The organism is Rhodopseudomonas palustris (assembly GCF_003226555.1).
Classification (GTDB): Bacteria; Pseudomonadota; Alphaproteobacteria; order Rhizobiales; family Xanthobacteraceae; genus Rhodopseudomonas; species Rhodopseudomonas palustris_I.
The window spans coordinates 729,226-752,558 of the sequence record NZ_QKQS01000023.1 but is presented as its reverse complement, the minus strand read 5'-3'; the positions used below and the strand labels follow the sequence as shown (position 1 = coordinate 752,558).

Here is a 23,333-nt window from a genome sequence, read left to right as displayed (position 1 = left end):
GGTGAGTGACGCCGGCGTGCACCCTCGAGGGGGACTCGTCGCCTCGTCGCGGCGAGCTACGGGAGGTTTTCGGCGCCGTTTCAGGAATTCTTTTTTGTCGCAGGGTGAAACCGAATGCGGTCTTGTTCGTTCAGGCGCGCCGCCGCGCGGTTATGGCGTTGCGCTGGCCGGAGCGTTCTTGGTAATCAACGGCGCTTTCCCGACAACCTGACGCGCCTGGAACATCGACATGAACGCCAATCTGTTCGCCCGCCTGTTCGACAAGCTCGACGACCCGCACAAGCTCGCGATCGAAACCGCGGCCGGCGACAAAATCAGCTACGCCGATCTGGTGGCGCGGGCAGGGCGCGTCGCCAATGTGCTGGTGGCGCGTGGCTTGAAGATCGGCGACCGTGTTGCGGCGCAAACCGAGAAATCGGTCGAGGCGCTGGTGTTGTATCTCGCTACGGTTCGGGCCGGCGGCGTGTATCTGCCGCTCAATACCGCCTATACGCTGCACGAGCTCGATTACTTCATCACCGATGCCGAGCCGAAGCTCGTGGTGTGCGATCCTTCCAAACGCGACGGCATCGCGGCGATCGCCGCCAAGGTCGGCGCCACCGTCGAGACGCTCGGCCCCGACGGTCAGGGCTCGCTGACGGATGCGGCGGCGCAGGCCAGCGAGGATTTCGCCACGGTCGAACGCGGCAATGACGATCTTGCGGCGATCCTCTACACCTCCGGCACCACCGGCCGCTCCAAGGGTGCGATGCTCAGCCACGACAACCTCGCGTCGAACTCGCTGACGCTGGTCGATTTCTGGCGCTTCACGCCGGGCGACGTGCTGATCCACGCGCTGCCGATCTATCATACGCACGGTCTGTTCGTGGCCAGCAACGTCACGCTTTTTGCGCGCGCCTCGATGATCTTCCTGCCGAAATACGATCCGGACAGGATTCTCGACCTGATGCCGCGTGCCACGGTGCTGATGGGCGTGCCGACGTTCTACACCCGGCTGCTGCAGAGCCCGCGGCTGACCAAAGAGGCGACCAGCCATATGCGGCTGTTCATCTCCGGCTCGGCGCCGCTGCTCGCCGACACCCACCGCGAATGGGCGGCGAAGACCGGCCATGCCGTGCTCGAGCGCTACGGCATGACCGAGACCAATATGAACACCTCGAACCCGTATGACGGCGACCGCGTTCCCGGCGCGGTCGGCCCGGCGCTGCCCGGCGTCTCGGCGCGGGTCACCGATCCGGAAACCGGCAAGGAGCTGCCGCGCGGCGAGATCGGCATGATCGAGGTGAAGGGCCCGAACGTGTTCAAGGGCTATTGGCGGATGCCGGAGAAAACCAAGTCGGAATTCCGCGACGACGGCTTCTTCATCACTGGCGACCTCGGCAAGATCGACGAGCGCGGCTACGTCCACATTCTCGGCCGCGGCAAGGATCTGGTCATCACCGGCGGCTTCAACGTCTATCCGAAGGAAATCGAGAGCGAGATCGACGCGATGCCCGGCGTGGTCGAATCCGCGGTGATCGGCGTGCCGCACGCCGATTTCGGAGAAGGCGTCACCGCCGTGGTGGTGCGCGACAACGGCGCTACCATCGACGAAGCGCAGGTTCTGAAAGGCCTCGACGGTCAGCTCGCCAAGTTCAAGATGCCGAAGAAGGTACTGTTCGTCGACGACCTGCCGCGCAACACCATGGGTAAGGTCCAGAAGAACGTGCTGCGCGACACCTACAAGGATATCTATAAGTAACAACCAGCACCGTCATTCCGGGGCGCGCGCAGCGCGAACCCGGAATGACGGGGAAGGGCGGTCGAACTAACGACGGCTTTGATGGTGCGAGGCGCTGATTGAGCCCCTCCCCCTTGCGGGGAGGGGCGGCCGAGCGTAGCGGAGGCCGGGGTGGGGGTGCCGCGAGCACAGTGCCCGTGGACCCCCACCCCCGACCCCCCCCCAAGGGGGAGGGGAGCTACCGGGCTCCTTGCCTCACAAATGGTCCCGATCAGCGACGACGTCGTTTGCAGAGATCTACACCACGTGATCCGGCGCCAGCGCGCAGACGGTGTTGGGGTCGGTTTCGATCTGCACCGTGGTATGCGCGATGCCGAAATCGTCCTGCAGTTCGTGGGCGAGGTCGACCAGGAACGGATCGCCCGGCGAGCCGCCCGGCATCACCAGGTGGCAGGTCAGGGCCACTTCGGTGGTGGACATGCCCCAGATATGGAGGTCGTGCACCTGGGTCACGCCGGGGAGCTTCGCCAGGAAGGCACGCACCGCCGCCGGATCGATGCCGGGTGGCACTGCGGCCAGCGACAGCGCGGTGGAATCGCGTAACAGACCCCAGGTGCCCCACACGATTACCATCGCGACCAGCAGGCTGACGGTCGGATCAATCCAATACCAGCCGGTGAACAAGATGATGACACCGGCCACCACCACGGCGGCCGATACCGCCGCATCCGCCGCCATGTGCAAGTAAGCGCCGCGGATATTGAGGTCGCTGTGACGGCCCGACGCGAACAGCCAGGCGGTTGCGGCATTGATGCCGATACCGATGGTGGCCACCACCATCACGGTGGTCCCGGCGACCGGCTCGGGTGCGAGCAGCCGTACGATAGCTTCCCAGCCGATCGCACCGACAGCCAGCAGCAGAAACACCGCGTTGAACAGGGCCGCCAGAATCGAGGAGCCGCGTAGGCCATAGGTGTAACGCGCCGACGGCGGCCGCTTTGACAGTCCGGCCGCGATCCACGCCACCACCAGGCCGGCGACATCGGACAGATTGTGTCCGGCGTCGGCGATCAGTGCCATCGAATTGCTGAAGTAACCGAATGCCGCTTCGGCGATCACAAATACGACGTTCAGCGCGATGCCGATCGCGAAGGCGCGGCCGAAATCCTTCGGCGCATGACTATGACCACCAGGACCGTGCGTGGCACTCGGTCCGTGATGGTGATGATGATCGTGACTCATTCAAACAGAACGCAGTGGAGCCCAGCGGCGCCGCTCTGGCGACGGGAATCAACTCTCGCACGTCGCCGGGAGATACGAAAGTCGCGGTGCGCGTTGCTGATCAGAATTGGTCCAATTCTCATTGGGCTGTGCAGCCGCATCTCGATAGCAACGCGATAGCGTCGTCTGAGCTTGTGAATCGGCCTTCAGCGCTCCGACCGGGCAAGCCGCCGGCCATGGCGTGCATGGCCTTGCATCGACGGTGCATTCAAAAAATGAATTTACATTCCGAGTATGTCATTTCGTCGTTGCGCTGAATGCCTGAGCTCCGTAAATAGAGGCACCTTCGCGAGCCTCTCCCCGGGGCCCTGTCCGCTCGCCGCCAACCGATTGAGCCGATGACCGCCAGGATGGAACGACCGCTTTCGCCTCACATGCAGGCCTACCGCTGGAGCCTGACGATGACGATGTCCATCGTCCATCGCGCCACCGGTGTTGCGCTGTATTCTGGAACCCTCTTGCTGGCATGGTGGCTGATCGCCTGCGCCGCAGGCCCGACCGCCTATGCCAACGTCCAGGCCTTTACGGGCTCGTGGATCGGCCGGCTGATCGTGTTCGGCTACACTTGGTCGCTGATGCACCACATGCTCAGCGGCGTCCGCCACTTCGTCTGGGATCTCGGCTACGGATTCAAGACCGCCGACCGCGAATGGCTGACCTGGGCGGCGCTGATCGGCGGCATCGTGCTGACCGTTCTGCTCTGGGTGATCGCCTATTCGATGGGAGTGGCCCGATGAGCGGAAACCCACACGGCGCAAACAAATCGGCGACGATGCGCACCCCGATCGGAAAGGTCCGCAAGTTCGGTCCCGCCGGGTCCGGCACCTCGGATTTCTGGCGCCAGCGCATCACCGGCGTCGCCATGACGCTGCTGATCCTGCCGACCATCGTGGTGATCATGATGCTGCTCGGCCGCAATCAGGCCGCGGCGGCGCAGATCCTCGGCTCGCCGCTGATCTCGCTGATCATGATTCTGTTCATCATTGCGTCGGCGATCCACATGAAGATCGGCATGCAGGTGGTGATCGAGGACTACGTCCAGAACGAAAAGCTCAAGTTGGTCACCATCATGGCCAACAACTTTTTCTCGATCGCCGTGGCGCTGGCCGCGATCTTTGCGATCTTCAAAATGGCATCCGGAGTTTAAGGCATGGCGGCGAACGGCAACGGCGCCCCGGCGGCGGGCGGCAACGCCTATCCGATCGAGGACCACACCTATGACGTCGTGGTGGTCGGCGCCGGCGGCGCCGGTCTGCGCGCTGTGGTCGGCTGCAGCGAGGCGGGCCTCCGCACCGCCTGCATCACCAAGGTGTTCCCGACCCGCTCGCACACCGTGGCGGCGCAGGGCGGCATCTCGGCCTCGCTCGGCAACATGCACAAGGACGACTGGCGCTGGCACATGTACGACACCGTGAAGGGGTCGGACTGGCTCGGCGATCAGGACTCGATCGAATACATGGTGCGCAATGCGCCGGAAGCCGTGTACGAGCTCGAGCATTGGGGCGTGCCGTTCTCGCGCACCGAAGACGGCAAGATCTATCAGCGGCCGTTCGGCGGCATGACGATGGATTTCGGCAAGGGCCAGGCGCAGCGCACCTGCGCGGCCGCCGACCGCACCGGCCACGCCATGCTGCACACGATGTACGGCCAGGCGCTGCGCCACTCGGCCGAGTTCTACATCGAGTTCTTCGCCATCGATCTGATCATGGACGATCAGGGCTGCTGCCGCGGCGTGGTGGCGCTGAAGCTCGACGACGGCACCATCCATCGCTTCAAGGCGCAAACCACGATCCTGGCCACCGGCGGCTACGGCCGCGCCTACGCATCCTGCACTTCGGCGCACACCTGCACCGGTGACGGCGGCGCGATGGCGCTGCGCGCCGGCCTGCCGCTGCAGGACATGGAGTTCGTGCAATTCCACCCGACCGGCATCTACGGCTCGGGCTGCCTAGTCACCGAAGGCGCCCGCGGTGAGGGCGGCTATCTGGTCAACTCCGAGGGCGAGCGCTTCATGGAGCGCTATGCGCCGTCGGCCAAGGACCTCGCCTCGCGCGACGTCGTTTCGCGCGCGATGACCATCGAAATGCGCGAAGGTCGCGGCGTCGGCAAGAAGAAGGACCACATCTTCCTGCACCTCGACCATCTGGCGCCGGAAGTGCTGCACGAGCGGCTGCCGGGCATCTCGGAATCGGCGCGGATCTTCGCCGGCGTCGACGTCACCCGCGAGCCGATCCCGATCCTGCCGACCGTGCACTACAACATGGGCGGCATCCCGACCAACTTCCACGGCGAAGTCGTCACCAAGAAGGACGGCGACGACAACGCGGTGGTGCCGGGCCTGATGGCGATCGGCGAAGCCGCCTGCGTGTCGGTGCACGGCGCCAACCGCCTCGGCTCCAACTCGCTGATCGACCTGGTGGTATTCGGCCGCGCCGCGGCGCTGCGCTGCGCCGAGAAGCTGGTGCCGAACGGCAAGCAGCCCGAGCTGCCGGCGAGCTCCGCCGAGATGTCGCTCGGCCGCCTCGACAAGTATCGCTACGCCAAGGGCGGCACGCCGACCGCCAAGCTGCGCGAGCGGATGCAGCACGTGATGCAGAACAATTGCGCGGTGTTCCGCACCGGCGAAGTGCTCGCCGAAGGCAAGGATCTGATCGCGAAGGTTCATGGCAGCGTCGGCGATGTCGGCGTGTCGGATCGCTCGCTGGTGTGGAATTCCGATCTGGTCGAGACGCTGGAATTCGACAATCTGATCGTCCAGGCGGTGGTGACGATGAACTCCGCCGCCAACCGCACCGAGAGCCGCGGCGCCCACGCCCGCGAGGATTTCCCGGACCGCGACGACGCCAACTGGATGAAGCACACGCTGGCCTGGATCGGTGACAAGGGCGACGTGACCATCGATTACCGGCCGGTGCACGACTACACGATGACTAACGACGTGCAGTACATTCCGCCGAAGCCGCGGGTGTATTGAGGCAAACGCACGAACAATGCCCCGTCATTCCGGGGCGTGCGCGGCACGCGCACGAACCCGGAATCCCGAGCGGCACCGACGGACCGAGATTCCGGGTTCGCGCTTCGCGCGCCCCGGAATGACGAGAGGGTGAGACGAGATGGTTGAATTCGCACTTCCGAAGAATTCGAAGATTGTCGGCGGCAAGACTTGGCCGAAGCCGGAAGGCGCGACCGAGGTTCGTGAATTCCGCGTCTATCGCTGGAATCCGGACGACGGCAAGAACCCGAGCGTCGACACCTACTACGTCGACAAGCACGATTGCGGCCCGATGGTTCTCGACGGCCTGATCTGGATCAAGAACAATATCGATCCGACCCTGACCTTCCGCCGCTCCTGCCGCGAGGGCGTGTGCGGCTCCTGCGCGATGAACATCGACGGCGAGAACACGCTGGCCTGCACCAAGGCGATGGACGACGTCCGTGACGACGCGGTGAAGATCAACCCGCTGCCGCACCAGCCGGTGGTGAAGGATCTCGTTCCCGACCTCACCAACTTCTACGCCCAGTACGCCTCGATCCAGCCCTGGCTGCAGACCGTGACGCCAACCCCGCAGAAGGAATGGCGGCAGAGCCACGCCGACCGCGAGAAGCTCGACGGCCTGTACGAGTGCATCCTGTGCGCCTGCTGCTCGACCTCGTGCCCGAGTTACTGGTGGAACTCGGACCGCTTCCTCGGCCCGGCCGCACTGCTGCAGGCGACCCGCTGGGTCGAAGACAGCCGGGATGAGGCCACCGGCGAGCGTCTCGACAATCTCGAAGATCCGTTCCGGATCTATCGCTGCCACACCATCATGAACTGCGCCAAGGCGTGCCCGAAGGGTCTCAACCCGTCGGAAGCGATCGCCAACCTCAAGCTCAAGCTGGTCGAACGCCAGATCTGACGGGCGCAAATCGTTACTGATACGAACGGCCGGGCTTTCGCCCGGCCGTTTTGTTTTGATCACCGATCTCTCCCCGAGGCCGTTGTCTCATCGGCGGAACATCGCCGCAAAGCGTTCGTTATCGCCGCGAACACATGGGAGACGAGACATGGCGATCAATTCCAACAAGGGCGACTCGCAGCACGCCTGGGATCTGATGAAGAAAATTACCTTCGCGATGCTGGCGACGCGCGACGGCGAGAAGATCCGCTCGCGGCCGATGGCTGCTTATGTGCGACCCGAGGAAGGCGCGATCTATTTCCTCACCGACGTGCGCCGCCACAAGGACGAGGAGATCGCCAAGGATCACCACGTCAATCTCGGCTTCGCCAATGCCAGTGCCCAAAAGTACGTTTCGGTGAGCGGCTATGCGGCGATCAGCAACGACCGCGCCAAGATCAAGGAGCTGTTCGGCACCGAGGCCAAGGCGTGGTGGGACAGCCCGGAGGATCCGAACATCCGCGTTCTCAAGGTGACGCCAGAAGAGGCCGAGTATTGGGACTCGCCCGGCACAGTCGTCAGCTACGCCAAGATGATGGTTGCGGCTGCTACCGGCGGACGCCCGGATCTCGGCGAGAACGCCAAGGTGGCGATCTAGATGGCGGCCGGCGAACCCCAAGAAGTGCCGAACGACCCGGGGCCGGCGACGCCGCCACCGGAGGTGCCGCCGAGCACGCCCGGCACGCCGACCGAGCCCCCGCTGGAGCAGCCTCCCGGCAATCCCAATCCGGATATTCCGCCGCCGATCGAAGAGCCGGGTGCGCCGCCGCAGCCGACCGAATTACCCGGGCAGACGCCGGACGAACTGCCGGGACGGAGTCCGCCCGGCCCCGGCGTGCCGAATCCCGGCGTGGCGTAACGCCTCGCCTGTCAGTGTCCGGTTCGTACTTGTTACCACGCATGGATCAGTCGACCCTGCCCGTAATGCCGATCCTGCTCATGAACTCATGATGAATGTCGCCGCGTTCGAGGCTCGAACGCGGCGGATTTATTTCTCCTCGGCAGAAGCCTGTTGCCACAATTGGGCCTCACGCCTTGTCGTTGATCGGAGCGTGGCGGTGATCCTTCGACTTCGTCGAATGAAAGCCTGCCTGCTCCATTGAGGGTCTGTTTGATGACGAAGCTAAATGTTGCACTGCTCGCGACCACGGCGCTGACGCTCGGGTCGCTGATCAGTCATCCCGCCGCTGCGGAGCGCGCGTCCGCGCCGGTCCTGCTCGCGCAGGCGGTGCAGGGCGGCCCGGCGCCGGCCCCGTCCGAGGACAAGAAGAAGGAGGAGCCGAGGCCCGGTCCGCGCCCGGTGCCCGCGCCGCCCAAGGCCGCCCCGAGCGCCCCGCCACCTCCGCCGCCGCCAGCCCCTCCGAAGGCCGCTCCTCCGCCTCCGCCACCGCCTCCGACGGCCGCACCAGCGCCCACGCGTCCGGTGCCGCCCCAGCCCAGCCATAACGGTCCGCCCCAGATCGCCCCGCAATCGGCTCCGCCCAAACCGTCCGCCGCTCCTGCCGAGCAACGTCCGCCTGCGCCGCCTCCCGGCGAGGCGCCGCAGCGCCGTGGCCCGCCCCCAGGCGCGACCCCGCCTCCGTCGGGAGAAGCTCCGCGTCGCGGTCCGCCGCCGCCCGCTGCAACGCCGGCTCCGGCTCCGGCTCCAGCTCCGTCGGCGCAGCCGAAAGCCGAAACTCCGCCGGCCCAACCGACCGGTCCGGCTGCTGCGCCGGCCGCCCGTCCGCCGGGCGAGCGCGGCCCGCAACCCGGCGCTCCTGCGGGAGCACCGCCGCAGCGGCCACAGGCTGGTCCCGGAGCCCCGGGTGCTGGACCCGCCGTCGCGCCAACCGCTTCGCCTCAGCGCAGCCAACCTCAGCCGGCTCAGACGACGCCACCCGCCGCCGCTCCGGCTGTCGCGCCGCCGCCACCTCCGCCACCGACGGTGACTGCGCCGATCCCGGCCGCGCCGCCGCCGTCGCCTCAGGCGCTGACCCCGATTCCGAACGGCGCGGCGCCGCAGGGACCGCGCAACATCTCGGACTTCCGCAGCCAGCGGCGCGAGGTACAGCAGAACGGTCGCATCGTCATCACCGAGCCCGGCCGCGTCATCGTGCGCGATCCGGGCGGCCAGGAGTTCATCCGCCACAACGAGCTCGATCGCTTCCGCTACGGCGCGCGCAATATTCGCACCGAAGACATCCGGGGCGGCGGCACCCGAACTATCGTGGTGCGCCCCGACGGCACCGAGATCATCAACGTCACCGGTGACGACGGCCAGCTGCTGCGCCGGATTCGCCGCGACCGCGACGGCCGCGAGATCGTCATCATCGACAACAGCTACGGTCCGCGCGACCGCGCGAACTTCTATGTCGACCTGCCGCCGCCGGTCATCCGGATTCCGCGCGACCGCTATATCGTCGACTACGACGATGCATCGCCGGAGCTGATCTACGACACGCTCGAGGCGCCGCCGGTGGAGCGGATCGAGCGCCGCTACAGCATGGACGAGATCCGCTACAGCCCGTCGGTGCGGCAGCGGATGCCGTCGATCGACCTCAACACCATCAACTTCGACACCGGCTCGTGGGAGATTCCCCCGGACCAGGCGGCGAAGCTGCAGGTGATTGCCGACGGCCTCAACCGCGCGATCCAGCGTAACCCGCGCGAGGTGTTCCTGATCGAAGGCCACACCGACGCGGTCGGCAACGACACCGACAATCTGTCGCTGTCGGATCGTCGCGCCGAGGCCGCCGCGACGCTGCTCACCCAGCAGTTCGGGGTGCCGGCCGAGAACCTGACCTCGCAGGGCTATGGCGAGCAGTATCTGAAAATCCCGACTCAGGGGGCGGAGCGTCAGAACCGCCGGGTCACGATCCGGCGCATCACGCCGCTGCTCAACGGAGGCCAGGCGTCGTTGCCGCCGCCGCCTCCAGGTGCCGCGCCCCGGCGCTGAGCAAGCGCTGATTCACAACGACAAAAAAGCCGCGGGCGCTCCGCGGCTTTTTCTTTGGCCCGGCTTTTCTATTGGGGCGCGACGGTCAGCGGTCCACCACCACGGTGGTGCCGACCCGGACGCGTTCGTACAAGTCGGTGATGTCCTGATTCAGCATCCGGATGCAGCCGTAGGACACGAAGCCGCCGATCGAGCGTGGCCGGTTGGTGCCGTGGATGGCGTATTCGCCGCCCGCCAGCGTCATCGCCGCGACGCCCATCGGGTTGGCGGGCGATCCGCCGGGGATCACATCCGGGATACTCGGGACGTCGTGCTTGACGTCGGCCGGCGGCGCCCAAGCCGGGTTGCGATACTTGCCGTCGATTTTGGTGACGCCGGCCCATTGCTTGCCGGCCTTGCCGACACCGACCGGATAGCGCACAGCGTGACCGGGCTCGACCACAAGGTACAGCCGGCGCTCGTGGGTCTTCACCACGATGGTGCCCGGGGAGACATCCTCGCGGAAGGCCACCAGATCGGGCCGGGCCTCGGCCCGCGGCGCGCTCAACACGCTGGCGCCTGCCAAAACCGCGAGGGTCATGCCCAATTTCGCCGAATGAAATCCAAAAGACATTCAGTCTCTCCAGTTTCCTCGCACCGGTCAGCTTGGCTCCGGCGCCCCCTCAGCACCCGCGATGGTCGCAGCGCGAACTAACCAATCGGTATGTGCTGGACGACCAAAGTGAACGCTGACGTACCAGTGAAGGAAAATCCGGGGAACAAAGTAAATGTCCGGCAAACAACACCTGCCGGCAAAGCGCTCTGCCGGCGGCGATCCTCGCTCGGATGTGATCGAATCAGCACAGCGGCCAAGGGAGGCCGATCGAACCGCGCCCTGTCCGCAGCAACTATCAAATGCCGATGGGGTGATCGTGCCCGCCAAACGCGAGAGGCCCCGCCTCCGGATCGGAGGCGGGGCCTTGCTAGATGGCGAGGCGACCGCAGCCGCGGGGACGAATCAGCCCGCTTTGTGGTGCTTGTTCTGGCGATGCTCGACCAGGTCGTCGACCACTGCGGGGTCCGCCAGGGTCGAGGTATCGCCGAGCGACGACGGCTCGTCCTCGGCGATCTTGCGCAGGATCCGGCGCATGATTTTGCCGGAGCGGGTCTTGGGCAGTCCGGGCGCGAACTGGATCAGGTCGGGCGAGGCGATCGGGCCGATGTCCTTGCGGACCCAGGCGACCAGCTCCTTGCGCAGATCCTCTGTCGGCTCCTCGCCGGCCATCAGGGTCACGTAGGCGTAGATGCCCTGGCCCTTGATGTCGTGCGGATAGCCGACGACCGCGGCCTCCGACACCTTGGGGTGCGCCACCAGCGAGGATTCGACCTCGGCGGTGCCCATGCGGTGGCCCGAGACGTTGATGACGTCGTCGACCCGGCCGGTGATCCAGTAGAACCCGTCGGCGTCGCGGCGGCAGCCGTCGCCGGTGAAGTACTTGCCCTTGTAGGCCGAGAAGTAAGTCTGCTCGAACCGGGCATGGTCGCCGTACACCGTCCGCATCTGGCCGGGCCAGGAGCGGGCGAGGCAGAGATTGCCGGTGCATTCGCCTTCCAGCACGTTGCCTTCCGGATCGAGGATCTCGGGCACCACGCCGAAGAACGGCCGGGTCGCCGAGCCTGGCTTCAGCTTGGTGGCGCCGGGCAGCGGCGTGATCAGGATGCCGCCGGTCTCGGTCTGCCACCAGGTGTCGACGATCGGGCAGCGGTCCTCGCCGACCACGCGGTGGTACCACTCCCAGGCTTCCGGATTGATCGGCTCGCCGACCGAGCCTAGCAGGCGAAGCGATTTGCGCGAGGTCTTCTTCACCGGCTCGTCGCCCGCCTGCATCAGTGCGCGGATCGCGGTCGGCGCGGTGTAGAAGATGTTGACCTTGTGCTTGTCGATCACTTCCCAGAACCGGGAATTGCTCGGGTAGTTCGGCACGCCTTCGAACATCAGCGTGGTGGCGCCGTTGGCGAGCGGGCCATACAGGATGTAGCTGTGGCCGGTGACCCAGCCGACGTCGGCGGTGCACCAGTAGATGTCGCCGTCGTGGTAATCGAAGACGTACTGGTGCGTCATCGACGCGAACACCAGATAGCCGCCGGTGGTGTGCAGCACGCCCTTGGGCTGGCCGGTCGAGCCCGAGGTATAGAGGATGAACAGCGGGTCTTCGGCGTGCATGTGCTCGACCGGGCACTCGGTCGTCACCATCTCGGCCGCTTCGTGGTACCAGAAGTCGCGGACGTCATCCATTTCGACCGCGGCGCCAGTGCGCTTGACCACCATCACCCAATCGACGCCCTCGCACTTCTTCAGCGCGGCGTCGACATTGGCCTTCAGCGGCACCTTTTTGCCGCCGCGCAGGCCTTCGTCAGCGGTAATGACGATCTTGGACTGGCAGTCGTTGATGCGGCCGGCGAGGCTGTCCGGCGAGAACCCGGCGAACACCACCGAGTGGATCGCGCCGATCCGGGCGCAGGCCAGCATCGCGAACGCGGCTTCCGGGATCATCGGCAGATAGATGGTGACGCGGTCGCCCTTGCCAACATTGCGGTTGCGCAGGATGTTGGCGAACTTGCAGACCTCGTCGTGCAGCTCGCGATAGGTGATGCTGCGCGACTGCGAAGGATCGTCGCCTTCCCAGATGATCGCGACCTGGTCGCCGCGCTTGGCGAGGTGGCGGTCGATGCAGTTGTAGGCGGCGTTCAGCACGCCGTCCTCGAACCATTTGATCGAGATGTTGCCGGGCGCGAACGACCAATTGTCGATCTTGGTCGGCGCCTTGATCCAGTCGACGCGCCCCGCGTGCTCCGCCCAGAACCCGCTCGGGTCTTTCACCGAGCGCGCATACATCTCCTGATATTTCGCATCGTCGACGAAAGCGCGGCTGGCCCACTCGGCAGGCACGTCGTAGATCTTCTCGGACATTCGTTCCTCCACAAAAACGCGGCCAATGCCGCACCCGCCGTCGGTGCTCGACCGCAACCCCGCTGCAACCGGCGACTCACCCGCCAACAAGTCTGGCTCCGCCGATCGTTGATCCTGCGATCCGGGCGAAGTCATGGAAACGTGACGGGGGAGCATCGCCGGTGAAGAGACGTGCGATCGTCTCAGCCTCCGGCTGTTGTTGTTGAGACAATTATGCGTCGGCCCGCCGGGCCGCGACAAGCGGTGCAGTCATCCGACTTTTGGCGCTGATCGCGCGCATGTGCAGAGCCGTGATCGCGATGCGTGCGCAGCGGCGGCGCGCTTGCCGGAACGACTGTGCGGCTAGCGCATTAGCTGTTGGCTCTGGCGCGGGAGTGTTAACGGCATGATCGATCGGCAGAATTTCGAACTTCCCGAATCCGGCGCGACCCCGCAGAGCGGCGGCGCGGCCGTGGAGCCGGGGAGCGTCGCCGAGCTCGCCGAGGACTTCGGTCTGCATTTGGGCGAGGTCGATCATCTGACCATCCGCCGCATCAAGCGCGGCAAGCGCTGGCATTATCTGCGCGCCGACGGTTCGCAGGTGAAACAGCAAAGCACGATCCGTCGGCTCAATGCGCTGGCGGTACCGCCGGCCTATCAGGAGGTTCGCTATTCGGCAGATCCGGCCTCGCATCTGCAGGCGGTCGGCCGCGATGCTGCCGGCCGGCTGCAGTACCGCTACCACTCAGACTGGGAAAAGGTGAGAGAAGCCCGCAAGGCGCACCGGCTGGCGCAACTCGTCGGGGCGCTGCCGAAGATCCGCCGCGCGGTCGCGAAACACCTGTCGGGTGATCAACCGACCCGGGAGTTTGCACTCGCCGCGGTCATCGAGCTGATCGCCCGGACCGCGATCCGGCCCGGCAGCGAATCTTATGCGCGGCTCAACGGCACCCGCGGTGCCGCCACGCTGCTGAAGTCCAACGTGGCGATCGAGGACGACTGCGTGACCCTGTCGTTCAAGGCCAAGGGCGGCAAAGCGGTGCGCAAGGAATGCGGCGCGGCCCGGCTGGTACGGGCCATCGGCATCTTGCGCAAGCTGCCGGGCAAACGGCTATTCCAGTACGTCGGCATCGACGGCGCGGTGCACCTGGTCTCGACCTCCCAGGTCAACATCTTCCTGCGCGAACTTGCGGGCATTCGGATTTCGCTGAAGGACTTTCGCACCCTGATGGCCTCGGCAGTGGTGCTGGAATCGCTGGCGCGGATCGAACCGGCCAGCAGTGCCCGCGGCCGGCGAAAGCAGGTGCTGGAGGCGGTGCGGGCTGCGGCCGACGAGCTTGCCAACACCCCCGCGATCTGCCGCAAGAGCTATGTGCACGCCACCATCGTGACTGCGTTCGAGGACGGCATTCTCGAACGGTTTGCATCGACCCTGAAGGGTACCCGCTCCCAGGCCAAGCGCGAGCAGCTGCTCGCCCAAGTGGTGATGGCGGCAGCGGCCTGAGGCCGTCAGTCGGGCACCCAGCCGCAGGCGGCGAGCCGCGGCTGCATATGGGTCGGCGGCGGCGCGGTCACGACCACCGGCGGCTTGTTGCGGGATAGCGGAATCACGATCTCGCGGGCGTGCAGATGCAAGCGCGGCTCGCCGAACCGCGGGCCATTGCCATAGATGTTGTCGCCGAAGATCGGCCAGCCCATCGCGGCGCAATGCACCCGGAGCTGGTGGGTGCGACCGGTGACGGGTTCGAGCGCCAGCCAGGTGAGGTGCGCACCGCCCGGCTTTCGAGACAGACCCTCACCCTCTCCCTCGGCACTGAGAGCCCCCTCTCCCGCTTGCGGGAGAGGGGTGGGGTGAGGGCGCCCCGAAGTGAGGCTCCCACTGTGGACCCCCACCCCCGCCCCCTCCCCGCAAGGGGGAGGGGAGGGCGAGCGTCCGAGCACGGTCCATTTCGTCAGCGACGGCAGTCCATGCTCCAGATCGATCTTTTGCCACCAGCCGCGCTCGGCGTTGAGCTTGCCGATCGGCAGGTCGATGCTGCCTTCGTCTTCGGCCGGGCCGCCCTCGACGATCGCCCAATAGGTCTTGGAAATCCGCGAATGCTTGAACAGCAGCCCGAGCGTGGCCGTCGCCTTGCGATGGCGGCCGAGCACCAGGCAGCCCGAGGTGTCGCGGTCGAGCCGATGCGCCAGCACCGGGGGGCGCGGCAAACCGTAGCGGAGCGCGTCGAACGAGGCTTCGAGATTCGGACCGCCTTTCGGCCCGCGATGCACCGGCAGGCCAGGCGGTTTGTCGATCACCAGCATCAGCCCGTCGCGATACAGCACGCGTGCCTGGATCTCCTCCGGGCTCAGTTCCGGCGGCTCGAATTGATCGGAGTGGCTTTCGTTCATGGCGCGAAACGGCTAACACAGCGCCCTGATGAACGACACTCCGGAAAATTCGAAACAGAGCTGGTGGCGGCGGCTGTCCAGCGGTCTGAAGCGCACCTCGAGCTCGATCGGGACGGCGCTGTCGGAATTCGTGTCCAAGCGCAAGCTCGACCGGGCGATGCTCGAGGAGATCGAGGACGTGCTGCTGCGCGCCGATCTCGGCACGGAGGTTGCGTCGCGGATCGCCAAGGCGGTCGGCGAGGGCCGCTACGACAAGATGATCTCGGCCAGCGATGTCAAAGAGATCGTCGCCGCGGAGGTCGAGAAGGTGCTGGCGCCGGTGGCACAGCCGCTGCAGATCGACGCCGGCAAGAAGCCGTTCGTGATCCTGATGGTCGGGGTCAACGGCTCCGGCAAGACCACCACCATCGGTAAGCTGTCGCAGCATTTCGCCGCCGGGGGCCACAAGGTGATGCTGGCTGCCGGCGATACTTTCCGGGCCGCGGCGATCGACCAGCTCAAGGTCTGGGGCGAGCGCACCGGAACGCCGGTGGTGGCCGGCGCGCAAGGCTCCGATGCCGCAGGGTTGGCGTTCAACGCGCTCACCTCGGCGAAGGAGCAGGGCCGCGATGTGCTGCTGATCGACACCGCCGGCCGGCTGCAGAACCGCACCGAGCTGATGAGCGAGCTCGAGAAGATCGTTCGTGTCATCAAGAAGGTCGATGCCAGCGCGCCGCATGCGGTGCTGCTCGTGCTCGACGCCACCGTCGGTCAGAACGCGCTGTCGCAGGTCGAGGCGTTCACCAAGACCGCCGGCGTCACCGGGCTGGTGATGACCAAGCTCGACGGCACTGCCCGCGGCGGCATTCTGGTGGCGATCGCCGAGAAGCATAAACTGCCGGTGCATTTCATCGGCGTCGGCGAGAGCGCCGACGATCTGTCGCCGTTCACGGCGCGTGATTTCGCCAAGGCGATCGCCGGCACGGAGGCGGCATGACCGACGACCTGCTCGAGAAGAACCGGCCGCATCCGCTGTTCAAGCTCGCGACCGAGCTTGGGCCGCTGCTGGTATTCTTCGTCGTCAATGCCAAGTTTCATCTGTTCGCCGCCACCGGCGCCTTCATGGTGGCGGTGGTCGCAGCGGTCATCGCCTCTTATGTGGTCACGAAGCATGTGCCGATCATGGCGATCGTCACCGCCGTGGTGGTGCTGGTGTTCGGCACTCTGACGCTGGTGTTGCACGACGAGACCTTCATCAAGATGAAGCCGACCATCGTGTACACGTTGTTCGGCGCGGTGCTCGGCGGCGGGCTGCTGTTCGGCCGCTCCTTCATCGCCGTCATGTTCGATCAGGTGTTCAACCTGACGCCGGAAGGCTGGCGGAAGCTGACGTTGCGCTGGGCGCTGTTCTTCTTTGCGATGGCGCTGCTCAACGAAGCGGTGTGGCGAACGCAGTCGACCGACTTCTGGGTCAACTTCAAGGTCTTCGGCATGGTGCCGCTGACCATGCTGTTCGCGTTGATGCAAATGCCGCTGACCAAGCGCTACACGGTCGAGCCCGCGACGCTCGAACAAAGCGCCGCCGACGAAGGCGACGTGTCGGGGCGCTGACAGCGCTTCCCTCTCCCCGTCATTGCGAGCACCCGGATCGGCGCTTCGCGCCGTCCGAGCACAGGCTCCGCGAAGCAATCCAGCTCAGTGCACGGCGCTGGATTGCTTCGTCGCTACGCTCCTCGGAATGACGAAGTGCAGACGCTTACTTCTGCTTGGCGATGATCTTGTCCTTGATGCCGTCGTAGGTCTTTTGCGGCACGATCTTCTTGTGCACCAGCTCGTCCTTGCCCTTGTAGGGGCGCCCCTTGATGATCGCGGCGGAGTAGGCCTTGCCGACGCCGGGGAGCGCGTCGAGCTGTTCGGCGGTCGCCGAATTGATGTCGAGCAGCTCGGTCTTCTCCGCCTTCGCGGGGGCGGCGGCCTTGGGCTCCGCCTTCGGTGCCGGAGCCATCTTGGTCGCGGGCTGCGGCGTCTGCGCCATCGCGGGCGCGGAAACGAGCAGGCCGAGCGCGACGGCGGCGGCGAGCGGGGCGAGCGTGAGGCGACGCAAAGTCGAAGTACCCATCGGATGTCCCTCCAAAGGACGTTGTTAGTAACGCTTCGAAGCTCATCCCGGATTCATGGCGCCGCAATGGCGGCGCGATGAACGGCCGATAAACGGTCCGGTTTATTTTTCAAGAGCTTTCGGCGGTGCTAACAGGTCGATCAGCTCTGCGGCGCGACCAATGCCTTGCCGATCTCCGGCTTCAGCACCTTCTCGATGTTGTCCGGTGTGATCGGGCCGACCAGCTTGTAGGCGATCTTCCCGTCACGGCCGATGATGAACGTTTCCGGCACGCCGTACACGCCCCATTCGATCGCGGCGCGGCCGTTGGCGTCCACCCCGACCGCGGCGAACGGATTGCCGTAGCGGCCGAGGAAGCGGCGGGCATTCTCGGGCTTGTCCTTGTAGTCGATCCCGATGACCTGAAACCGGCTGTCCTGCGCCAGAGTCACCAGCAGCGGCGCCTCGTCGTGGCACGGCACGCACCACGACGCCCAGACGTTGACGACGCTGACCTTGCCCTTGAGCATCGCTGGATCGAGGCCAGCCACCTGAGTGCCGTCGCGAGTCAGTCCCTCCAGCGGCGGCAGCGGTGTCTGCGGCGCCGGCCGGCCGATCAGCGCCGAGGGAATCCGCGAGACGTCGCTGTCGCCGAGTCGAAACCAGAACAGGACCGCCAGTCCGGCGAACAGCAGTGCCGGCAGGACCACCAGCCAAGATCGGCGCTTCGGCGAGGCGGGTTCGAACGTATCGGTCATGATGATCCGTCGGTGTTAGTGGTCGGTGGCGCTGCGGCCGGAGCGGCGGATCGCGCCGCGGGCTTCGAGGTCGCGCAGCCGCGCCCTCTGCTTGCGATAGTCGAGCACCACCCAGCCGATCAGCAACAGCACCACGATGCCGGTCGCGGCATAGGACGAGACGATGAAATCCGCGTATTTGCCGAACATCACGCCGCCTCGGCCCGGCTGGCCTGCATCATTTGCAGCGAGCGCACCCGCCGGCGCAGGATCTCGTTGCGCATCGCCGCCAGATGCAGGGTCAGAAACAGCAGCGAGAAGCCGATTGCCGTGACCAGCAGCGGAACCAGAAACGCCTTGTCCAGAGTCGATCCGCCCATCCGCATCACCGAAGCCGGCTGGTGCAGCGTATTCCACCAGTCGACTGAAAACTTGATGATCGGCAGGTTGATGGCGCCGACCAAGGTGAGCACGGCGGCGGCGCGGGCCGCCCGCGACGGATCCTCGACCGCGCGCCACAGCGCGATCAGCCCGAGATACATCAGAAACAGCACCAGCATCGAGGTCAGCCGAGCGTCCCATTCCCAATAGGTGCCCCACATCGGCCGTCCCCACAACGAGCCGGTGACCAGTGCCAGGAACGTGAACGCGGCGCCGATCGGTGCCGCGGTCTTGGCCGCAACGTCGGCGAGCGGATGCCGCCACACCAGCGTGCCGAGCGAGGCGACGCTCATCACTCCCCAGACGAACATCGCCAGCCAGGCGTTCGGCACATGCACGAACATGATCTTGACGGTGGCGCCCTGCTGGTAGTCGTCCGGCGCCAGCATCGCCTGGGTCAGCCCGACCGCCAGCGCCAATGCGGTCGCGCCGGCCAGCCAAGGCAGCAGGCGGCCGGCATAGCTCAGGAACCGGGTCGGGTTGGCGAGTTCGGTCAGCTTCATGGCGCACCCTGATAATGGCCGGAGCGGTCTCAGGCAATGATATGGCGCAGATCGACCCCGACTTCCGCGGGAGTTGATCGGAGGTGAAGCGCCCTAATCCATCCCCTGCCGCAGGCTGGCGGCGGCGGCGAACGGGCCGATCACCAGGCTGAGCAGCGAGATCGCGCACAGGATCGAGAACGGGGTGCCGAAAGACACCGGGCCGACGATCGCCGCCTGCGAGGCGGAAACGCCGAAGATCAGCACCGGGATCGACAGCGGAAGCACCAGCACGGCCAGCAGCAGCCCGCCGCGGCGCAGCGTCACCGCCAGCGCGGCGCCGATCATGCCGGTGAAGGTCAGGGCCGGCGTGCCGGCCAGCAGCGTCGCCATCACGGCCAGCGAGGCGCTGCCGTCGAGATTGAGCAGGAGGCCGAGGACGGGGGTAGCGACGATCAGCGGCAGCCCGGCCGCCAGCCAATGCGCCAGCGCCTTGGCAGCGCAGGTGAGTTCCAGCGGTGTCCGGCTCATCACGATCAGGTCGAGCGAGCCGTCCTCGGCGTCGGCGGTGAACAGCCGGTCAAGCGTCAGCAGGCTGGCGAGCAGCGCGCCGAGCCACAGGATGGCCGGGCCGAGCCGCTTCAACAGGGCGAGGTCGGGGCCGACCGCGAACGGCATCAGCACCACCACGGTGAGGAAGAACAGCACGCCGATCAGTGCGCCGCCGCCGACCCGGAGCGCGATCCTGATATCGCGGCGTACGATGGCGCCGAGCGCGGTCATGTTGCGGCTCCGATCCGCTGCTCGCGCACCGGAATGCCGAGGGGGGTATGGGTGGCGGCGACGATGATGCCGCCGGCGGCGAGGTGGTTCTGCATCAGGCCGACGAACAAGTCCTGGCCTTTGACGTCGAGCGCGGAGGTCGGCTCATCGAGCAGCCAGATCGGCCGCCGGACCACCAGCAGCCGGGCGATCGATAGCCGACGGCGCTGCCCGGCGGACAGATACGCGGCCGGCAATTCGGCGGCGTGACCGAGCCCGACCGCCTTGATGCTGGTGTCCAGGTCGGCGCGCTCGCCGCCGAGAAAGTCGCGCCAGAAGCCGAGATTTTCGGCGACGCTGAGCGACGGCTTGAGCGCGTCGCGATGGCCGAGATAGTGCGCCTGTTCGGCCACCGGCGTATCCGGTTCCCCGCCGTCGAGTGTGATGGTTCCGGCCTCCGGTGTCAGCAGTCCGGCGATCAGCCGCAGCAGCGACGTCTTGCCGGCGCCATTGTGTCCGACCAGTGCCAGCGCCTCGCCGCCGCTTGCATCGAAGGCGAGTTCGGCGAATACCTCGCGGCCTCCTCGTACACATCGTAAGTCGCGCCCGGACAGTCGCATGCATCCCAACCTGTTCCGCTCCGGGATCGGAACGGTCTACTCACAAATCGATGCGCTCGCCTGTCATTGTCGAACTGGCGGCGCAATTGGAAAGGTTCTATAAGCCGGAACTTGATGCAGCACACGATCGGCGCCCGCAAGCCGGACGGCCTGCCCCTCCGGAGCCAGCATACAAGCTCGCCCCATCGAAAACGATAATCTGGGACCCGCCTTACATGACCTCGCTCGACAGCTTCAAATGCCGGAAGATCCTCAAGGTCGGCAGCAAGTCTTACGTCTATTACAGCCTGCCCACCGCCGAGAAGAACGGCCTGAAAGGCATTTCCCGCCTGCCCTACTCGATGAAGGTGCTGCTGGAAAACTTGCTACGCAACGAGGACGACCGCACCGTCAAGAAGGCCGACATCATGGCGGTCGCGAAGTGGATGCGGAAGAAGGCGCTGGAGCACGAGATTGCGTTCCGCCCGGCGCGCGTGCTGATGCAGGACTTCACCGGCGTGCCGGCGGTGGTCGATCTGGCGGCGATGCGCAACGCCATGCAGGCGCTCGGTGGTGACGCCGAGAAGATCAACCCGCTGGTGCCGGTCGACCTCGTCATCGACCACTCGGTGATCGTCAACTTCTTCGGCAACAACCAGGCGTTCAAGAAGAACGTCGCCGAGGAATACAAGCAGAACCAGGAGCGCTACGAGTTCCTGAAGTGGGGCCAGAAGGCGTTCTCGAACTTCTCGGTGGTGCCGCCCGGCACCGGCATCTGCCACCAGGTCAATCTCGAATATCTGGCGCAGACGGTCTGGACCAAGAAGCAGAAGATGACCATCGGTCGCAAGACCGGCACCTTCGAGGTCGCCTATCCGGATACGCTGGTCGGCACCGACTCCCACACCACCATGGTCAACGGTCTCGCCGTGCTCGGCTGGGGCGTCGGCGGCATCGAGGCGGAAGCCGCGATGCTCGGCCAGCCGCTGTCGATGCTGCTACCGGAAGTGGTCGGCTTCAAGCTCAAGGGCGCGCTCAAGGAAGGCGTCACCGCCACCGACTTGGTGCTCACCGTCACCCAGATGCTGCGCAAGCAGGGCGTGGTCGGCAAGTTCGTCGAATTCTTCGGCCCCGGCCTCGATCACCTCTCGGTTGCCGACAAGGCCACGATCGCCAACATGGCGCCGGAATACGGCGCGACCTGCGGCTTCTTCCCGGTCGATTCCGAAACGCTCGACTACCTGAAGACCTCGGGCCGCGCGTCCGCCCGCGTCGCGCTGGTCGAGAAATACGCCAAGGCGCAGGGTCTGTACCGCACCGCCAAGTCGCCCGATCCGGTCTTCACGGTGACGTTGACGCTGGACCTTGCCGACGTCGTGCCGTCGATGGCCGGTCCGAAGCGCCCCGAGGGCCGCATCGCGCTGTCGGGGGTGTCCGAGGGCTTCACGGCCGCGATGGACGCCGAGTACAAGAAGGCGCTCGACGGCGCCCGCTACAAGGTCGAAGGCCGCAATTTCGATCTCGGCCACGGCGACGTGGTGATCGCCGCGATCACCTCCTGCACCAACACCTCGAACCCGAGCGTGCTGATCGGCGCCGGCCTGCTGGCCCGCAATGCCGCCGCCAAGGGCTTGAAGTCGGCGCCGTGGGTGAAGACCTCGCTGGCGCCCGGCTCACAGGTCGTGGCCGAGTATCTGGCCAATTCGGGTCTGCAGAAGGATCTCGACAAGGTCGGCTTCAACCTCGTCGGTTTCGGCTGCACCACCTGCATCGGCAATTCCGGCCCGCTGCCGGAAGAGATCTCGAAGTCGATCAACGACAACGGCATCGTTGCCGCCGCCGTGCTGTCGGGCAACCGCAACTTCGAAGGCCGAGTGTCGCCGGACGTGCAGGCGAACTACCTCGCCTCGCCGCCGCTGGTGGTCGCCTATGCGCTCGCCGGCAGCGTCACCAAGAACCTCGCGGTCGAGCCGATCGGCACCGGCAAGGACGGCAAGCCGGTGTATCTGAAGGACATCTGGCCGACCACCAAGGAGATCAACGCCTTCGTCAAGAAGTTCGTCACCTCCAAGGTGTTCAAGTCGCGCTACGCCGACGTGTTCAAGGGAGACACCAACTGGCGCAAGATCAAGACGGTCGAGAGCGAGACCTACAAGTGGAACATGGGCTCGACCTACGTACAGAACCCGCCGTATTTCGAAGGCATGACCAAGCAGCCGGAGCCGATCGTCGACGTCGTCGACGCCCGTGTCCTGGCGCTGTTCGGCGACAAGATCACCACCGACCACATCTCGCCGGCGGGCTCGATCAAGCTGACGTCGCCGGCAGGCAAGTATCTGTCGGAGCACCAGGTGCGGCCGGCCGACTTCAACCAGTACGGCACCCGCCGTGGTAACCACGAAGTCATGATGCGCGGCACCTTCGCCAACATCCGCATCAAGAACCACATGCTGAAGGGCGCCGACGGCAACATTCCGGAAGGCGGCCTCACCAAGCACTGGCCGGACGGCGAGCAGATGTCGATCTACGACGCCGCCATGAAGTACCAGGAAGAGAAGGTGCCGCTCGTGGTGTTCGCCGGTGCCGAATACGGCAACGGTTCGTCGCGCGACTGGGCCGCGAAGGGCACCCGTCTGCTCGGCGTTCGCGCCGTGATCTGCCAGAGCTTCGAACGCATCCATCGCTCGAACCTGGTCGGCATGGGCGTGTTGCCGCTGACCTTCGAAGAGGGCACCTCGTGGGCGTCGCTCGGCCTGAAGGGCAACGAGAAGGTCACGATCCGCGGTCTCGAAGGCGACCTCAAGCCGCGTCAGATGCTGGAAGCCGAGATCACCTCGGCCGAAGGCAAGCGCAAGCGCGTGCCGCTGCTGTGCCGCATCGATACGCTCGACGAACTCGATTACTATCGCAACGGCGGTATTCTGCACTACGTGCTGCGCAAGCTCGCAGCCTGAGCCGCGAGCTCAGCCAAGAGTAGAAGATCGCCTCACTGCGAAGTGAGTGGCAGGTGAACGGAAGGCGGCCTATGCAAAGGGCCGCCTTTT

At 65.9% G+C, this 23,333-nt stretch carries 22 protein-coding genes; 12 read left to right on the top strand and 10 right to left on the bottom strand.

Annotated elements, in window-relative coordinates:
• The first annotated feature begins 229 nt into the window (after positions 1-229).
• Positions 230-1,741 (top strand): malonate--CoA ligase, encoded by a 1,512-nt coding sequence (locus tag DNX69_RS15970; protein WP_110786937.1) that lies wholly within the window; start codon positions 230-232, stop codon positions 1,739-1,741.
• 276 nt (positions 1,742-2,017) lie between these two features.
• Here DNX69_RS15970 and DNX69_RS15965 read toward each other — a convergent pair whose 3' ends face one another.
• The gene (locus tag DNX69_RS15965; protein ID WP_110786936.1) at positions 2,018-2,962 is read right to left on the bottom strand and encodes a cation diffusion facilitator family transporter; all 945 of its coding nucleotides are present in this window, start codon (positions 2,960-2,962) and stop codon (positions 2,018-2,020) included.
• Positions 2,963-3,339: 377 nt separating this feature from the next.
• On the opposite strand from DNX69_RS15965, the gene sdhC reads away from it, so the two are divergent.
• The 7 genes from sdhC to DNX69_RS15930 all read left to right on the top strand — a co-directional run bounded on the left by sdhC (position 3,340) and on the right by DNX69_RS15930 (position 9,871).
• Positions 3,340-3,738, top strand: a complete 399-nt coding sequence (sdhC, locus tag DNX69_RS15960; protein ID WP_110786935.1) for a succinate dehydrogenase, cytochrome b556 subunit — start codon at positions 3,340-3,342, stop codon at positions 3,736-3,738.
• The gene (gene sdhD / locus DNX69_RS15955) at positions 3,735-4,148 is read left to right on the top strand and encodes a succinate dehydrogenase, hydrophobic membrane anchor protein (protein WP_110786934.1); all 414 of its coding nucleotides are present in this window, start codon (positions 3,735-3,737) and stop codon (positions 4,146-4,148) included. The genes sdhC and sdhD overlap by 4 nt, the downstream gene beginning before the upstream one ends.
• A gap of 3 nt (positions 4,149-4,151) precedes the next feature.
• Positions 4,152-5,975: a succinate dehydrogenase flavoprotein subunit gene (sdhA, locus tag DNX69_RS15950; protein WP_110786933.1), complete on the top strand. Its 1,824-nt coding sequence runs from the start codon at positions 4,152-4,154 to the stop codon at positions 5,973-5,975.
• A 139-nt stretch (positions 5,976-6,114) separates the two neighbouring features.
• Positions 6,115-6,897, top strand: coding sequence for a succinate dehydrogenase iron-sulfur subunit (locus tag DNX69_RS15945; protein ID WP_110786932.1), 783 nt, complete (start codon positions 6,115-6,117; stop codon positions 6,895-6,897).
• Between the two features lie 148 nt (positions 6,898-7,045).
• Positions 7,046-7,534, top strand: a complete 489-nt coding sequence (locus DNX69_RS15940) for a pyridoxamine 5'-phosphate oxidase family protein (RefSeq protein ID WP_110786931.1) — start codon at positions 7,046-7,048, stop codon at positions 7,532-7,534.
• Complete coding sequence (locus tag DNX69_RS15935; RefSeq protein WP_110786930.1) at positions 7,535-7,795, top strand: hypothetical protein; 261 nt, start codon at positions 7,535-7,537, stop codon at positions 7,793-7,795.
• A gap of 255 nt (positions 7,796-8,050) precedes the next feature.
• The gene (locus DNX69_RS15930; RefSeq protein WP_110786929.1) at positions 8,051-9,871 is read left to right on the top strand and encodes an OmpA family protein; all 1,821 of its coding nucleotides are present in this window, start codon (positions 8,051-8,053) and stop codon (positions 9,869-9,871) included.
• 85 nt (positions 9,872-9,956) lie between these two features.
• Here DNX69_RS15930 and DNX69_RS15925 read toward each other — a convergent pair whose 3' ends face one another.
• Positions 9,957-10,484: a L,D-transpeptidase gene (locus DNX69_RS15925; protein ID WP_110786928.1), complete on the bottom strand. Its 528-nt coding sequence runs from the start codon at positions 10,482-10,484 to the stop codon at positions 9,957-9,959.
• A 384-nt stretch (positions 10,485-10,868) separates the two neighbouring features.
• Positions 10,869-12,821: an acetate--CoA ligase gene (gene acs / locus DNX69_RS15920; RefSeq protein ID WP_165825273.1), complete on the bottom strand. Its 1,953-nt coding sequence runs from the start codon at positions 12,819-12,821 to the stop codon at positions 10,869-10,871.
• 385 nt (positions 12,822-13,206) lie between these two features.
• Here acs and DNX69_RS15915 point away from each other — a divergent pair, with 385 nt between their 5' ends.
• Positions 13,207-14,304, top strand: a complete 1,098-nt coding sequence (locus DNX69_RS15915; RefSeq protein WP_110786926.1) for a DNA topoisomerase IB — start codon at positions 13,207-13,209, stop codon at positions 14,302-14,304.
• A 5-nt stretch (positions 14,305-14,309) separates the two neighbouring features.
• On the opposite strand, the gene DNX69_RS15910 is transcribed toward DNX69_RS15915, so the two are convergent.
• Positions 14,310-15,191 carry an RluA family pseudouridine synthase gene (locus tag DNX69_RS15910; protein WP_110786925.1) on the bottom strand — a complete coding sequence of 294 codons (882 nt, stop codon included), beginning with the start codon at positions 15,189-15,191 and terminating at the stop codon, positions 14,310-14,312.
• A gap of 28 nt (positions 15,192-15,219) precedes the next feature.
• Between DNX69_RS15910 and ftsY the strand changes: the two genes are divergently transcribed.
• Positions 15,220-16,167 (top strand): signal recognition particle-docking protein FtsY, encoded by a 948-nt coding sequence (gene ftsY / locus DNX69_RS15905; protein ID WP_110786924.1) that lies wholly within the window; start codon positions 15,220-15,222, stop codon positions 16,165-16,167.
• On the top strand, positions 16,164-16,781 hold the full coding sequence (locus DNX69_RS15900; protein WP_110786923.1) for a septation protein A: 618 nt from the start codon (positions 16,164-16,166) through the stop codon (positions 16,779-16,781). Before ftsY ends, DNX69_RS15900 begins: the two co-directional genes overlap by 4 nt.
• 145 nt (positions 16,782-16,926) lie before the next feature.
• On the opposite strand, the gene DNX69_RS15895 is transcribed toward DNX69_RS15900, so the two are convergent.
• The 6 genes from DNX69_RS15895 to ccmA form a co-directional block, all read right to left on the bottom strand.
• Entirely contained in the window at positions 16,927-17,289 is a 363-nt protein-coding gene (locus DNX69_RS15895; protein ID WP_207803154.1) for a ComEA family DNA-binding protein, read from the bottom strand.
• 140 nt (positions 17,290-17,429) lie between these two features.
• Positions 17,430-18,026, bottom strand: a complete 597-nt coding sequence (locus tag DNX69_RS15890) for a DsbE family thiol:disulfide interchange protein (RefSeq protein ID WP_110786921.1) — start codon at positions 18,024-18,026, stop codon at positions 17,430-17,432.
• Positions 18,027-18,041: 15 nt separating this feature from the next.
• Positions 18,042-18,215 (bottom strand): heme exporter protein CcmD, encoded by a 174-nt coding sequence (gene ccmD / locus DNX69_RS15885; RefSeq protein ID WP_110786920.1) that lies wholly within the window; start codon positions 18,213-18,215, stop codon positions 18,042-18,044.
• Entirely contained in the window at positions 18,215-18,949 is a 735-nt protein-coding gene (locus tag DNX69_RS15880; RefSeq protein ID WP_110786919.1) for a heme ABC transporter permease, read from the bottom strand. The genes ccmD and DNX69_RS15880 overlap by 1 nt, the downstream gene beginning before the upstream one ends.
• A gap of 93 nt (positions 18,950-19,042) precedes the next feature.
• On the bottom strand, positions 19,043-19,711 hold the full coding sequence (ccmB, locus tag DNX69_RS15875; protein WP_110786918.1) for a heme exporter protein CcmB: 669 nt from the start codon (positions 19,709-19,711) through the stop codon (positions 19,043-19,045).
• Entirely contained in the window at positions 19,708-20,310 is a 603-nt protein-coding gene (gene ccmA, locus DNX69_RS15870; RefSeq protein ID WP_110786917.1) for a heme ABC exporter ATP-binding protein CcmA, read from the bottom strand. The genes ccmB and ccmA overlap by 4 nt, the downstream gene beginning before the upstream one ends.
• Positions 20,311-20,525: 215 nt before the next feature.
• Here ccmA and acnA point away from each other — a divergent pair, with 215 nt between their 5' ends.
• Positions 20,526-23,243, top strand: a complete 2,718-nt coding sequence (acnA, locus tag DNX69_RS15865) for an aconitate hydratase AcnA (RefSeq protein ID WP_110786916.1) — start codon at positions 20,526-20,528, stop codon at positions 23,241-23,243.
• The last annotated feature ends 90 nt before the right edge of the window (positions 23,244-23,333 follow it).

Excerpts from the sequence above, each read along its gene's own strand:
- DNX69_RS15970 (WP_110786937.1), top strand. The coding sequence starts at position 230 with ATGAACGCCAATCTGTTCGCCCGCCTGTTCGACAAGCTCGACGACCCG.
- DNX69_RS15965 (WP_110786936.1), bottom strand. The coding sequence starts at position 2,962 with ATGAGTCACGATCATCATCACCATCACGGACCGAGTGCCACGCACGGT.
- sdhC (WP_110786935.1), top strand. The coding sequence starts at position 3,340 with ATGACCGCCAGGATGGAACGACCGCTTTCGCCTCACATGCAGGCCTAC.
- sdhD (WP_110786934.1), top strand. The coding sequence starts at position 3,735 with ATGAGCGGAAACCCACACGGCGCAAACAAATCGGCGACGATGCGCACC.
- sdhA (WP_110786933.1), top strand. The coding sequence starts at position 4,152 with ATGGCGGCGAACGGCAACGGCGCCCCGGCGGCGGGCGGCAACGCCTAT.
- DNX69_RS15945 (WP_110786932.1), top strand. The coding sequence starts at position 6,115 with ATGGTTGAATTCGCACTTCCGAAGAATTCGAAGATTGTCGGCGGCAAG.
- DNX69_RS15940 (WP_110786931.1), top strand. The coding sequence starts at position 7,046 with ATGGCGATCAATTCCAACAAGGGCGACTCGCAGCACGCCTGGGATCTG.
- DNX69_RS15935 (WP_110786930.1), top strand. The coding sequence starts at position 7,535 with ATGGCGGCCGGCGAACCCCAAGAAGTGCCGAACGACCCGGGGCCGGCG.
- DNX69_RS15930 (WP_110786929.1), top strand. The coding sequence starts at position 8,051 with ATGACGAAGCTAAATGTTGCACTGCTCGCGACCACGGCGCTGACGCTC.
- DNX69_RS15925 (WP_110786928.1), bottom strand. The coding sequence starts at position 10,484 with ATGTCTTTTGGATTTCATTCGGCGAAATTGGGCATGACCCTCGCGGTT.
- acs (WP_165825273.1), bottom strand. The coding sequence starts at position 12,821 with ATGTCCGAGAAGATCTACGACGTGCCTGCCGAGTGGGCCAGCCGCGCT.
- DNX69_RS15915 (WP_110786926.1), top strand. The coding sequence starts at position 13,207 with ATGATCGATCGGCAGAATTTCGAACTTCCCGAATCCGGCGCGACCCCG.
- DNX69_RS15910 (WP_110786925.1), bottom strand. The coding sequence starts at position 15,191 with ATGAACGAAAGCCACTCCGATCAATTCGAGCCGCCGGAACTGAGCCCG.
- ftsY (WP_110786924.1), top strand. The coding sequence starts at position 15,220 with ATGAACGACACTCCGGAAAATTCGAAACAGAGCTGGTGGCGGCGGCTG.
- DNX69_RS15900 (WP_110786923.1), top strand. The coding sequence starts at position 16,164 with ATGACCGACGACCTGCTCGAGAAGAACCGGCCGCATCCGCTGTTCAAG.
- DNX69_RS15895 (WP_207803154.1), bottom strand. The coding sequence starts at position 17,289 with ATGGGTACTTCGACTTTGCGTCGCCTCACGCTCGCCCCGCTCGCCGCC.
- DNX69_RS15890 (WP_110786921.1), bottom strand. The coding sequence starts at position 18,026 with ATGACCGATACGTTCGAACCCGCCTCGCCGAAGCGCCGATCTTGGCTG.
- ccmD (WP_110786920.1), bottom strand. The coding sequence starts at position 18,215 with ATGTTCGGCAAATACGCGGATTTCATCGTCTCGTCCTATGCCGCGACC.
- DNX69_RS15880 (WP_110786919.1), bottom strand. The coding sequence starts at position 18,949 with ATGAAGCTGACCGAACTCGCCAACCCGACCCGGTTCCTGAGCTATGCC.
- ccmB (WP_110786918.1), bottom strand. The coding sequence starts at position 19,711 with ATGACCGCGCTCGGCGCCATCGTACGCCGCGATATCAGGATCGCGCTC.
- ccmA (WP_110786917.1), bottom strand. The coding sequence starts at position 20,310 with ATGCGACTGTCCGGGCGCGACTTACGATGTGTACGAGGAGGCCGCGAG.
- acnA (WP_110786916.1), top strand. The coding sequence starts at position 20,526 with ATGACCTCGCTCGACAGCTTCAAATGCCGGAAGATCCTCAAGGTCGGC.